The sequence below is a fragment of the Mesorhizobium sp. RCAM 05104 genome (assembly GCF_059683645.1).
Genome location: NZ_CM185033.1, coordinates 1,195,398 through 1,207,942, shown reverse-complemented (window position 1 = coordinate 1,207,942; position 12,545 = coordinate 1,195,398). Strand labels below are relative to the sequence as shown.

The following is a 12,545-nucleotide window of genomic DNA, read 5'->3' as shown; positions in this document are numbered from 1 at the left end:
CCGTCTAAAACTGAACGAGAACCGAGCGTCCGCAGGTCGCGCCGGTGACGCGCGCACCTCCGGACCGCGTCCGCCGCGATCTGCTGGATCGAATTGGTGGCGCCGAAATATGTATCGTGTGCAACCATTCCGAGCAAAAGGCGATGAAAAGCGGCGAGAGCAAGGCGGATTCGACCGCTGAAGTTCGAGATTCTTCTTGGGATCTCCATATTCTACGGCGAATTGTCGATAGTCTGCTTGGTATGTTACTCATAGTCGCCATGCATCTGGAATGGGAACCGTACAGAAGGTAGTCATAATGTAACCTGAGGTTGCTCAGGAGCGCTTAGACACATTCCGGCAAACCGATGCGGCCTGTGAAAAATGGCGTCGACGTGAGGAAACCAAGTCAAGCTTCTGGTTTCGGCGGTGTTTCGGGCGCCGCGGCACAGCTTTCGTGCCGCCTTACTTTGGGTGAACCAGAGAGTCTGTTGAAATAATAAATCTCCGCGTTAGTGTCTGGGCACCAGCCGCCGGAAGGGAACCGGCGGCGCGCTCAAAGGGGCCAGATATCGGTCTCGGGGCGTCAACACTTAAAGGCGAGCCGACGGCAGCGCCGACAGGGAGAACTTCATGCTGAAAAACATGCTGAAGGCGACGGTGTTCGCCACAACCATGGCTGCGGCCGCCGGCGCGTTTTACACGCCGGCTTTCGCCGAGAGCGTCTATAACAGGGGCACCGCCGCCGAATCGGAATCGGTCGATCCGCACAAGACCTCGACGGTGTATGAAGCCAATGTCTTGCGTGACCTGTTCCAGGGACTGGTCATGCAGGATGCGAAGGCAAACCTCATTCCGGGCGCCGCGGAAAGCTGGACGGTTTCCGATGACGGCACCGTCTATACGTTCAAGCTGCGCAAGGACGGCGTCTGGTCGGATGGCAGCCCGGTGACGGCCGAAGACTTCGTCTACGCTTTCCACAGGCTGGAAGATCCGGCGACCGGCGCCGAATACGCGTCCATGCTCTATCCCGTGAAGAACGCCGAGGAAGTCAACACCAAGAAGGGCAAGCCGGAGGACATGGGTGTCAAGGCGATCGACGCCACCACTCTGGAGGTGACGCTCAAGGCGCCAACGCCTTACTTCCTGGAGATGCTGACCCACCAGGCGACCTATCCGGTCAGCAAGGCTTCCATCGAAAAGCTCGGCGCCGACTGGATCAAGCCGGGCAATCTGGTTTCGAACGGTGCCTATACGCTGGCCGAGTGGGTCCCCAACGATCACATGAAGCTGGTCAAGAATCCGAAATTCTGGGACGCCGCGAGCGTCAAGTTCGATGTGGTCAACTACATTCCGACCGAAGATCGCTCATCGGCGATGAAGCGCTTCGAGGCTGGCGAACTCGACAGCTACGACGATCTGCCGACAGAACAGCTCGCCGACCTCAAGACCAAGTTTGGCGATCAGATACACGTCGGACCGTATCTCGGCACCTACTATTATGCGATCAAGACCGACAAGGCGCCGTGGAACAACCCTGAACTGCGCAACGCCATCTCGATGGCGATCGACCGCGATTTCATTGCCGAAAAGGTCTGGCAGAACTCGATGCTGCCCGGCTATTCGATGGTGCCTCCCGGCATCGAGGGCTACACGCCGGCGATGGCCAAGTATGCCGACACGCCGCAGATCGACCGCGAGGACGCAGCCAAGAAGATCCTCGAGAAACTTGGCTACACGCCCGAGCACCCGCTGAAGATGGAGATCCGCTACAACACCTCGGAAAACCACAAGAACACAGCGGTCGCCATCCAGGAACAGTTGAAGCCGCTTGGCGTCGAAGTCACGCTGCTCAACACCGACACCAAGACCCACTACTCCTTCCTTGAACAGAAGGGCGACTATGACGTGGCGCGTGCCGCCTGGATTGCCGACTACAAGGATCCGGAGACCTTCCTCGGCATCTCGCGCAAGGCGAGCGGCAACAACTATTCGAACTACAACAGCCCGCAATATGAGGCGGCCATGGACAAGGCCGCCGCCGCCGGCGGCAAGCCCGAAGAGCGCATGAAGGAACTCTCCGAGGCCGAGCGCATCCTCGTCGACGACGTCGGCCAGATCCCGCTTCTCTACTACAGCTACCACGATATCGTTTCCTCGAAGCTGCACGGCTTCGTCGACAACGTGATGGACGTGCATCCGTCCCGCTTCGTCAGCAAGGACTGATCCCTGGCCAAGCCGCCGCGCACTGAGTGCGCGGCGGAACTGGTTTGCCATCGCATCGGCCCGGGAACCGGAATCGATTTTCGGAAAGTTCGGTGCGAAGATTGAAGGCTGGAGCGCACGTGTCCAAATGGACGCGCGTTGCTCCGGATCAAGCGGGGCACCGATGCTGCGATATGTATTCCGGCGGCTTCTGACCGCCATTCCGACGCTGTTCGTCATCGTGACCATGGCGTTCTTCCTGATGCGCGTCGCGCCAGGAGGGCCATTCAACCAGGAGCGAGGGCTGAGCCCCGAGATCAGGGCCAATCTCGAAGCCCAGTTCGGCCTCAACGATCCGCTCTGGCTGCAATTTGTCCACTATCTCGGCAACCTGCTGCGCGGCAATTTCGGCCCGAGCTACAACATGCCGGACTTCACCGTCACCGAACTGTTTGCCAAGGGCCTGCCCATTTCGGTCCAGCTTGGCGCCTCGGCGTTGATCCTGGCGCTGCTGCTCGGCAGCGTGCTCGGCACCATTGCCGCGCTCAACCAGAACAAGCTTGGCGACTATACGGTGATTGCGCTGGCAACCGCCGGCAGCACCATCCCCACCTTCGTCATCGCGCCGGTGATCCAACTGCTGTTCGGGCTGACCTGGAAGCTGCTGCCGATCGGCGGCTGGGGCGATGGCGCCTTCATCAACAAGGTCGGCCCGGTGCTGACGCTTGCCTTGCCACAGATCGCCATCGTCGCCCGCCTGATGCGCGGCTCGATGATCGAATCGCTGCGCTCCCATCATATCCGTACGGCCCGCGCGCTCGGCCTCTCCGACTGGTCAGTGGTGGTCAAGCACGCGCTGCGCGGCGCGATCCTCCCGATCGTCTCTTTCACGGGCCCGGCAGCCGCGGCACTGCTGACCGGCTCGGTCATCGTCGAGACGATCTTCTCCATTCCAGGCGTCGGTCGTTACTTCGTCGATGCCGCGCTCAACCGCGACTACACGCTGGTGATGGGAACGGTGGTGGTGATCGCCATCTTCACCATCGTCTTCAACCTGATCGTCGACGTCATGTACGCGGTCGTCGACCCGAGGGTGCGCTATGACTGACATCGCAGCCACAGCTCCCACCGTCGTTGGCCGCTCCCTGTGGGGCGATGCCTGGGCGCGCCTCAAGGCCAATCGCGCCGCCATGTTCAGCCTGTACTACCTTGCGCTGATCGGTATCGTCAGCGTGTTCGGACCCTGGTTCGTGCCGCATCAGTATACGACCATCTATGCCGACTATGTCCGCATGCCGCCGAGCCTTTCGGCCTATCCGAAGCCCGACATGATCGAGACGGCGCTCACCGAGGCGATCAAGCGCATGCGCGTCGACGTCAAGGAGTGGCATCAGGAAGGCAATCAGGTCTTCGTTACCGTCAAGTCGACCAAGCCGATCGACGACCGCAATATCCGTTATCTCGACCGCTCCGATGCCTTTGACGACACCAAGATCGAGAGCAAGTCGCCCGACGGCCTCGAAGTGACGATGAGTGCGTCGATCAAGCAGCAGTACTTCCTGTTCGGCACCGACAACACCGGCCGCGATCTCCTGTCGCGCACGCTGATGGCCGGGCGCATATCGCTGGCCATCGGCCTGCTTGCCGGCGTCGTGGCGGTGGTGATCGGCGTGCTCTATGGTGCCGCGGCCGGCTTTGCCGGCGGCAAGGTCGACGAGGTGATGATGCGCATCGTCGACGTGCTCTATTCGCTGCCCTTCATCTTCTTCGTCATCATGCTGGTGGTGTTCTTCGGCCGCAACTTCGTGCTGATGTTCCTGGCCGTCGGAGCCGTGCTGTGGCTCGACATGGCGCGTATCGTGCGCGGCCAGGCGCTGTCGATCCGCCGCCAGGAGTATGTCCAGGCGGCGGAGGCGATGGGCGTCGGCCAGCGTGGCATCCTGATCCGCCATGTCATCCCCAACCTGCTCGGCCCGGTGGTGATCTACATGACGCTGCTGGTGCCGCAGGTCATCATCCTGGAAAGCTTCCTGTCGTTCCTTGGCCTCGGCGTGCAGGAACCGATGACCAGCTGGGGCGTGCTGATTTCGGTCGGCGCCAAGAACATCGGCACCGCCAATTGGCTGCTCCTGTTTCCCGCCTTCTTCCTCGTCTCGACGCTGTTCGCGCTGAACTTTGTCGGCGACGGCCTGCGCGACGCACTCGACCCGAGAGATCGATAAAGATGGGGATCGCTGACATGGCTGCTTCTGAAACGATCCTCAGCGTCAGGGACCTGCGCGTCCGCTTCCGCACGCTCGATGGCGCGGTCGAGGCGGTGAAGGGCATCAACATCCACGTCAACGCGGGCGAGACGGTGGCCGTGGTCGGCGAATCCGGATCCGGCAAAAGCCAGACGATGATGGCGGCGATGAGCCTGCTGGCCTCGAATGGCGAAGCCACCGGCAGTGTCGACTACCGCGGCCGCAACCTTCTGACACTGAGCAAGTCCGAGTTGAACAAGGTCCGCGGCGCCAAGATCAGCATGATCTTCCAGGAGCCGATGACCTCGCTCGACCCGCTCTATTCGATCGGCAACCAGCTGATCGAACCGATCCGCCGGCACCGCGGGCTGGGTGCGGCCGAGGCGCATGAGGAGGCGCTAAAGCTGCTGCGACTTGTGCATATTCCGGATCCCGAGCGGCGGATGAAATCCTATCCGCACGAAATGTCCGGCGGCCAGCGTCAGCGCGTCATGATCGCCATGGCGCTCGCCAACGACCCCGACATATTGATCGCGGACGAGCCGACGACGGCGCTCGACGTGACCATCCAGGCGCAGATCCTGATGCTTCTGGCCGAATTGCAGCGCAAGCTCGGTATGGCGATCGTCTTCATCACGCACGATCTCGGCATTGTTCGCCGCTTCGCCGACCGGGTCTATGTCATGCGCCAGGGCGAGGTTGTCGAGGAGGGTGAGGCGGAAGCCATCTTCGTCAACCCCCAGCATGCCTACACCAAGATGCTGCTGGCGGCCGAGCCTACTGGCCGCAAGGCGGCGCCGCCCGCCAACGCGCCCGTGCTGCTCGAAGGCAGGAATGTCGAAGTAACCTTCAGGATCGGCGGCGGTTTTCTCGCCGGCGAGCCGCTGATGCTGCGTGCTGTCGACCACATCTCGATCCGGCTGCAACGCAACCAGACCATCGGCATTGTCGGTGAATCGGGCTCCGGCAAATCGACGCTTGGCCGCGCCCTGCTGCGGCTGTTGCCGAGCGACGGCCTCATCCGTTTCGGCGATCGCGACATTTCCACTGCCGACCGGCAGGCGATGCGGCCGCTGCGGCGCGAGATGCAACTTGTCTTCCAGGATCCGTTCGGCTCGCTGTCGCCACGCATGACCGTCGGCCAGGTCGTCACGGAAGGACTTCTGGTGCACGAGCCGAACCTTTCGGGCAAGCAGCGCGATCAACGCGCGGTCGAAGCCTTGCTCGAGGTCGGCCTCGATCCCAACGCGCGCAACCGCTATCCGCATGAATTTTCCGGCGGGCAACGGCAGCGCATCGCCATCGCGAGGGCCATGATCCTGAAGCCCAAGCTCGTGGTGCTGGACGAGCCGACCTCGGCGCTTGACCGCTCGGTACAGAAACAGATCGTCGAATTGCTGCGCAAACTGCAGACCGACCACGAACTGTCCTATCTGTTCATCAGCCACGATCTTTCGGTCGTGCGCGCCATGGCCGACTACATCATCGTCATGAAACAGGGCAAGATCGTCGAGGAGGGGCCGACCGAGGCTATCTTCAGCAATCCGCAGCACGTTTACACCCAGACGCTGATGGCCGCCGCGATCGATGTGACGCGGTTTCGGCTGAGTGCCTGAACGCCGCCAGGCACCCAGGCAGCGCCTCAGTCCGTTGACTTCGCGCACTTTCGTGCGCGCACGCTGACAATGGCGTCTTGCTGCCGCTTGAGCTTGTCGATCCTGGCCGTTTCACGATTTGCTACGGCAGTCTTCACGCGAGACCCACCCAGCAGCCAGTTTGGAACGCTGGTGTTTGCGACCTTGCCGCGAGTCATTGCGGTTTGCGAGATGTCGCGGGCAATGCTTCCCAGCGCGCTGTTGAGCTCGGTGCAGTTCATGCTTTCATATTTCGCCGGATCGACGGTTTTGCCGATCGATGAGCAGCCGGCAACGAGAAGCAGCGCAACTACCAGAACCGGGCGCGAGGCCGTCGTTGAAATCAGAGTCATGTCCACCCGGCTCGCCAGTTTCACTGGCTCCATCATAGCCATCGCACTACCTAGAGCCGACAGCCATTTTCGTCAAAGTCTGCCATCGCGATGGAATGGCGGCCTGAACACTCATGGGTTACCTAGTCCAGGAACGTTCTCGGTCACCCGAAGTTAGTACCCGTCGAGTGTTTCAACTCAATCACTGGAAAACGGAGAGAGCCCGTCTCGGCTGAGGTCGGGGCGGGCTTTTCGCGTTTTGGTGATCTCCGGCTTGGAGCAGGTAAGTTCAGTGGTTCGCTCTGGTCCCGCTGGAACTGCCTCGGCGACGAAAGTCGTGGGGGCGCTACGTGCGAGCGCTGTCTGAGCAATGTCGGTCGGCGCTCGGATCCGGCAGCCGTGGTGACTGATCCGAGCAGCCGACGCAGAGGGCCCGATAGCGGCAATCTGTACGCGAGGCAGCCACCGGGTCGCCAGCGACCCGGGCACTTCGCATGGGAATCAAAAAGGTCTGCTAATTGCTGGCGTGGTCGCTCAGGGCTTCTTGTCCAGCAGCGTGTCGGCAACGAAGGATACGGCAATCAGGTCGTCGCCACCAATTCGTCCCTGACCGCCCTCCATGATGGCCGCGACTTTCTGGAAGGTCTTCATTTCGCCCACGGTAATCCGGGCTTCCTGCATCTTGGCCTTGAGGTCAGCCACGCGCATTCCCAGGGCGTGGGATCTTGGAGTCTCACTGTTCGACATGGTCATGGCTCATCCATTTCATCTGATTGTGTCTTCACGCCCAACCACGGAACTCGGGGCAAGCACAATCGTTCCCAAACCAGGCTTCAATCGGCGGGGCGCGGGACTTGGTCTGATCGCGAAACGCAATGGTCCGAACATCGGCTCCGCCTGCCGCTCCTGTGCGACAAGCGAGACCCTCAAGATGGGCCCGACCTCAGTCGAAGAGCCGGGCCGGGTCGGTTCAGTAGTCGTTGTTCTCGATCACCACGGGATGATGGTGACGGTGGACGGAGCCTGTCACAATGACGGTATCCGGACGATGATGCCGGCGGCCATGGTCGTAGAACGCAACGCTACCGTGGCGGCGGTGGTGCAGGCGCTGGCCGTCCTCGTTGATGATCTTGACGTTGCCGTGGTGTCGATGGTGCGTCCTGATAACCACATCAGCCTGGGATGCCGAAGCTACGGCCGGTAATGCCATGGAAAGCGCCAAAGCGCACATGATCATTGTTTTCATTTCAGTTTTTCCATTTCTTAACTAACCCTTCGTCGGGTAACTGCCACTGGCCAGTTTGGTTCCGGTCTTCCGAGGGCCGGCCCGAACACTTGCGGCAAGGCAAAGGAGGTGCGATCGCAACGCCTATGGCTGAGGAGGGGCTGCCCCTCGCTGATGGTACTTGCAAAGAACGATGTGGCCCGATGCATCGGTCACGCCCACATCGGGCAGCACAACGATCTGCCCCCAGAAATCGCAATATCTGGCCACTGCCACCGGCAGGTTTTTGGTGCTCATTCCGGAGATGGTGGCGATATCGCCTTCTCTACAGTTGGTCTTCCCGGAGAGCTGCGCGGCCGATGCCACGATTTCGCATGACCGCTCGTCGTCAGCCTGGGATGGAGCGCCGTAGCAGGCAAGCGCTACTGCTGCCGCGAAAACCAATTTGCGCATTGTGGCTCCGGGTTGCCGGCATCCTGTCACTGGCGCCAAACGAAACATGCGTTATTGCTAATATAAATGCAATTCACCAGGGCAAGTTCGCAATCTTGCCAAACGGTGGAACGTTAGATGCACCTGATAGTTCTACCCGTACACCCGACACCAGGGTTTGGTGTCTGCTGAAGATCAACTGGCAAAGGCTGGTTGGCCCGCGCCCTCCGCCAGAGGCACGGGTTTCCTCAGGCAACAGGAGATAGATCATGAACAACATCATTTGGCTCGTTGGAGCAGTGGTCATCGTGATAGCGATATTGAGCTTTTTCGGCCTCAGATAGCGCGACCCCGGCTATGTCCGTCGCTGGCAGAATGTAACCAGTCGAAGCCGACACGGTGAGGACTGTCTGCGAGGCCAATACAATGGCGGGGAGCTGCAGCTGTCTACGTCGTCAGCGTCTTCAATATGCCCACTGGCATAGTGCGCTGACAACGACGGATGAGACCTCAGGAAGCGAGTCATCTCGCCCTATTTTCTTATGGGGACCATCGGTTTGAGCGCCAAAGTCGGGATGCGCTAACACATTGTTTTTCTGGTCGGAGTGGCAGGATTTGAACCTGCGACCCCCTCGTCCCGAACGAGGTGCGCTACCAGGCTGCGCTACACTCCGTGACCAGACCGCGGGCTTATAGCCGCCGTACTTCGTTCCTGCAAGCGGCAATGGCAGCACTTCTGTCGCATTTCGTCTCCTTTCGTCACGCGTGTCGCGCCCGCCCGGATTTCCTTAGGGATAAACACGGCTTAAAGGCTTGTGTGCTAGCCACGGCCTCGACAAGCCGTGTTCCAACTGCTCGGAGTTTCCAGTCTTGACCCCCAGGATCGTTGGCGAGGCCCGACCCAACAGCTTCGAATTCGAAACCTCGGCGCTGATCAAGGCGTCCGGCTTTCGCGAATATGATGCGCGCTGGTGGTTCGGCCATCCGGGCTCGACACAGCCGCCTGAGCTCAACCTGATCGGCGTCCAGGCGCTCGGCATGGGGCTCGGCACGCTGATTCGCCGTCTCGGCGCCGGGCCCGATATCGTCACCGGGCATGATTTCCGTTCCTATTCGCTTTCGATCAAGCTGGCGCTGGTCTCCGGGCTGATGGCCGCCGGTGCGCGGGTGAGGGATATCGGGCTGGCTTTGTCGCCGATGGCCTACTTCGCCCAGTTCGCCCTCGACACGCCTTCGGTCGCCATGGTCACTGCCTCGCACAACGAGAATGGCTGGACCGGCGTCAAGATGGGCGCGGCGCGGCCGCTGACCTTCGGTCCCGAGGAGATGAGCGCGCTGAAGGCGATCGTGCTGGAAGGCGATTTCGACCTTGCCGGTGGCGGCTCGTATGACTTCGTCCGCGATTTTCGCGCGACCTATCTCGACGATCTGACCAGGGATAAGCGCATCGCGCGAAAGCTGAAGGTGGTCGCCGCCTGCGGCAACGGCACCGCAGGCGCCTTTGCGCCGCAGGCACTGGAGCGCATCGGCTGCGAGGTGGTCCCGCTCGATGTCGAACTCGACCACACTTTTCCCCGCTACAATCCCAACCCCGAGGACATGCAGATGCTGCATGCCATCAGGGACAAGGTGCTGGAGACCGGGGCCGATGTCGGCCTTGGCTTCGATGGCGATGGCGACCGCTGCGGCGTCGTCGACAATGAGGGCAACGAGATCTTCGCCGACAAGGTCGGCGTCATGCTCGCACGGGACATCTCCAGTCAGCTTCCGGGCTCGACCTTCGTCGTCGACGTCAAGTCGACCGGCCTGTTCAACACCGACAGCGTGCTGCGGGCCAACGGCGCCGTCACAGACTATTGGAAGACCGGCCACTCCTACATCAAGCGCCGCGTCGCCGAGCTCGGCGCCGTCGCCGGCTTCGAGAAGTCCGGCCATTTCTTCTTCAACCCGCCGATCGGGCGCGGCTACGATGACGGGTTGGTCACCGCCATCGCCATCTGCCAGATGCTGGATCGCAACCCGGGCAGCTCGATGGCCGACCTCTACCGTGCGCTGCCGCTGACTTTCGGCACGCCGACCATGTCGCCGCACTGCGCGGACGATTTGAAGTATGGCGTGGTCGAACGAGTGGTTTCCGATTTTCAGGCCATGAAGCGGGATGGTGTCAGCTTTGCCGGCCAGAAGATATCAGACCTCATAACCGTCAACGGCGTGCGTGTCGTCGCCGAGGACGGCACCTGGGGTCTGGTGCGCGCCTCGTCGAACAAGCCGGAGCTTGTCGTGGTCGTCGAAAGCCCGGTTTCATCAGAGCGTCGCCGGCAGATGTTCGATGCCGTCGACGCCGTGCTGCGCCGCAGCCCGGAAGTAGGGGCCTACAACCAGACTTTCTAACAGCAATTCCAGGACAAGTGCGTAGCGGTTTTCCGTCCGGAATTGCGTCAAAACAAGAGATAAAGCGCAACTCCAGGAAAAGTGCGTAGCGGTTTTCCCCTGGAATTGCGTCAAAATAGGGAGATAGAGCGGTTCTGCGTTTCCTTGAAACGGTGAACCGCTCCAACATCAGTTGGCAGCCGCCGAAGCTGTCCGCTCAAGGGCGCTCCAGTCGAATGCTCGCGCCCAGTCGGCAAAACTGTGCCAGCGGACCTCCGGAAAATCTCGGCGCAGGGCGGCGATGTCGACGTCGTAACCGACGCGGTCGAACCACTCGAACATCAGTGCCGCATCCTCGCTTTGCTGGCGGGCTGCCGCCATCGGGATTTCCTGATAGCCAATCGGGCGGCCGATGGCTTCGGACAGGATTTTCGCCTGCTCTTCGCCGGACAATTCGTCCCCGGCGAAATCGAAGCGCTTGCCGAACACCTGTTCACGCCGCTCGGCCAAGGCGGCAACAAAGGCGCCGATGTCCGCCAGGGCAACCAGCTGCAGGGCGCGCTTCGGAGGCATCGCGAAGGCATGGGTGCCCTGTCTGAGCGCGCCGATCGACCACGGCGCAACGACATTCTCCATGAAGGCGACCGGTGCGCTGATCGTGTAGGGGATGCCGAGGCCGGCGACGTGTTTCTCGACGAGATGTTTGCTTTCGAAATGCGGGATGCCGGTCTTCTTGTCGGCGTCGGCAACGGATGAATAGATCAGATGTCCGACGCCGGCAGCTTTCGCCGCATCGGCGGCGATGATCCCCTGGCGGGTTTCTTCTTCCAGCCCGGCCTCGTAGCTGTTGCCCATCAGGAACATGGTGTCGACGTCTTTTGCGGCCTTCACGATGGAGGCTGCGTCAGCGAGATCGCCGGCCACGACGTCGGCGCCCGCAGACGCCAGGCGCCGCGCACCGTCGCTGTCTGGCTGGCGCGTCAGTGCCTTGACGTGATGGCCTCTCGACAACAGGGCGTGGGCGACCGCGCCGCCTTGCTGGCCGGTAGCACCAGTTACCAGGATGCTTCGTTTGCTGGTCATGATGTCTGCTCCTTCTTGTTTCTGCTGGAGCAAAGTTAGGGCTTGCTGCATTGATGCATAATTGCCTATAATTGGGAAACATAGTCCCAATCTCGGATACAATGCTCGATCTCAACGATATCGTCGTGTTCGCTCGTGTCGTCGAAGCCGGCAGCTTCACGGCTGCCGCGCGCCTGCTGGCCATGCCGAAGACGACGGTCAGCCGCCGCGTTGCCGCGCTGGAGCGCGAGGTCGGCGTTCGGCTGTTGCAGCGCACCACCCGTAGCCTCAGCATGACGGATGCCGGGCGTCTCTACTATGAGCAGAGTAGCCAGGGGCTGCGGACGATAGAGGAGGCAAATCTGCGCCTCGCGGAGGCGAGGACGGAGCCATCGGGCACGATCCGCATTTCGGCCCCGGTCGGCTTTGGCGGCCATTTCCTCATCGACGCCGTGGTCGGCTTTCTCGCAACATATCCGAAAACCAACGTCGAGCTCCGCCTTACCGACGACAGGCTCAATCTGGTCGAGGACGGTATAGACCTCGCTTTCCGGACCGGGATTCTTGAGGATTCGACGCTGATCGCCCGCAAGCTCGGTTCCACGCACAGGCTGCTCTGCGCCAGCCAGGACTATCTGGCACGGCACGGCATGCCGCAAAGCCCGGCGGATCTCACGCACCATCAATGCGTCATCGCCGGCCCCTCGGCCTCGGGCGCTCATTGGGTGCTGGACGGGCCAGGCGGCCAGGAAACGGTCGTCGTGGCCGGGCGCTTCGCCGCCAATGAAATGCAGGCGGTCGTTGCGGCCGCGCTCGCAGGCTTTGGCATCGCCCAATTGCCCCAGGCGATCGCCGAAGGGCTGATCCATAAGGGTCAGTTGCAGCACGTTCTCAAAAGCTACACGACACCGGCTGGGGGCCTGCATGTTCTCTATCCGAGCAGCCGCCACCTTTCGCCCCTGGTCAAGGCATTCATCGAGCTTGCATCCGAACGCATTTCCAATGGGATAAACACCGCTTAAAGGCTTGTGTGGTAGCAACCGGCCACCAATTGCCTTGTGAG

Annotated in this window: 11 protein-coding genes and 1 tRNA gene; 6 read left to right on the top strand and 6 right to left on the bottom strand. The window is 61.3% G+C overall.

Going from position 1 to position 12,545, the window contains the following annotated elements:
* Window positions 1-612 precede the first annotated feature (612 nt).
* The 4 genes from AC56QP_RS06325 (at window position 613) to AC56QP_RS06310 (ending at window position 6,043) form a co-directional block, all read left to right on the top strand.
* A complete protein-coding gene (locus AC56QP_RS06325; RefSeq protein ID WP_489860475.1) occupies window positions 613-2,205 on the top strand; it encodes a peptide ABC transporter substrate-binding protein in 1,593 nt (530 codons plus the stop codon).
* Window positions 2,206-2,368: 163 nt separating this feature from the next.
* On the top strand, window positions 2,369-3,292 hold the full coding sequence (locus AC56QP_RS06320) for an ABC transporter permease subunit (RefSeq protein WP_256749474.1): 924 nt from the start codon (window positions 2,369-2,371) through the stop codon (window positions 3,290-3,292).
* Window positions 3,285-4,406 (top strand): ABC transporter permease, encoded by a 1,122-nt coding sequence (locus AC56QP_RS06315; RefSeq protein ID WP_489860476.1) that lies wholly within the window; start codon window positions 3,285-3,287, stop codon window positions 4,404-4,406. The genes AC56QP_RS06320 and AC56QP_RS06315 overlap by 8 nt, the downstream gene beginning before the upstream one ends.
* A gap of 17 nt (window positions 4,407-4,423) precedes the next feature.
* The gene (locus AC56QP_RS06310; RefSeq protein WP_489860477.1) at window positions 4,424-6,043 is read left to right on the top strand and encodes an ABC transporter ATP-binding protein; all 1,620 of its coding nucleotides are present in this window, start codon (window positions 4,424-4,426) and stop codon (window positions 6,041-6,043) included.
* Between the two features lie 26 nt (window positions 6,044-6,069).
* Here the strand turns inward: AC56QP_RS06310 and AC56QP_RS06305 are convergent, their stop codons facing one another.
* The 5 genes from AC56QP_RS06305 to AC56QP_RS06285 form a co-directional block, all read right to left on the bottom strand.
* Entirely contained in the window at window positions 6,070-6,414 is a 345-nt protein-coding gene (locus AC56QP_RS06305; RefSeq protein ID WP_489863672.1) for a hypothetical protein, read from the bottom strand.
* 513 nt (window positions 6,415-6,927) lie between these two features.
* Window positions 6,928-7,140, bottom strand: a complete 213-nt coding sequence (locus AC56QP_RS06300) for a hypothetical protein (protein WP_489863673.1) — start codon at window positions 7,138-7,140, stop codon at window positions 6,928-6,930.
* 223 nt (window positions 7,141-7,363) lie between these two features.
* Window positions 7,364-7,639, bottom strand: a complete 276-nt coding sequence (locus AC56QP_RS06295; protein ID WP_489860478.1) for a hypothetical protein — start codon at window positions 7,637-7,639, stop codon at window positions 7,364-7,366.
* A 123-nt stretch (window positions 7,640-7,762) separates the two neighbouring features.
* On the bottom strand, window positions 7,763-8,071 hold the full coding sequence (locus AC56QP_RS06290; protein WP_489860479.1) for a hypothetical protein: 309 nt from the start codon (window positions 8,069-8,071) through the stop codon (window positions 7,763-7,765).
* A 576-nt stretch (window positions 8,072-8,647) separates the two neighbouring features.
* Window positions 8,648-8,724, bottom strand: a tRNA-Pro gene (locus tag AC56QP_RS06285).
* A 196-nt stretch (window positions 8,725-8,920) separates the two neighbouring features.
* On the opposite strand from AC56QP_RS06285, the gene AC56QP_RS06280 reads away from it, so the two are divergent.
* Window positions 8,921-10,441 carry a phosphomannomutase/phosphoglucomutase gene (locus AC56QP_RS06280; RefSeq protein WP_489860480.1) on the top strand — a complete coding sequence of 507 codons (1,521 nt, stop codon included), beginning with the start codon at window positions 8,921-8,923 and terminating at the stop codon, window positions 10,439-10,441.
* Between the two features lie 168 nt (window positions 10,442-10,609).
* On the opposite strand, the gene AC56QP_RS06275 is transcribed toward AC56QP_RS06280, so the two are convergent.
* Complete coding sequence (locus AC56QP_RS06275; RefSeq protein WP_489860481.1) at window positions 10,610-11,503, bottom strand: NmrA/HSCARG family protein; 894 nt, start codon at window positions 11,501-11,503, stop codon at window positions 10,610-10,612.
* A 101-nt stretch (window positions 11,504-11,604) separates the two neighbouring features.
* Here AC56QP_RS06275 and AC56QP_RS06270 point away from each other — a divergent pair, with 101 nt between their 5' ends.
* Entirely contained in the window at window positions 11,605-12,504 is a 900-nt protein-coding gene (locus tag AC56QP_RS06270; RefSeq protein WP_489860482.1) for a LysR family transcriptional regulator, read from the top strand.
* Window positions 12,505-12,545: the final 41 nt, after the last annotated feature.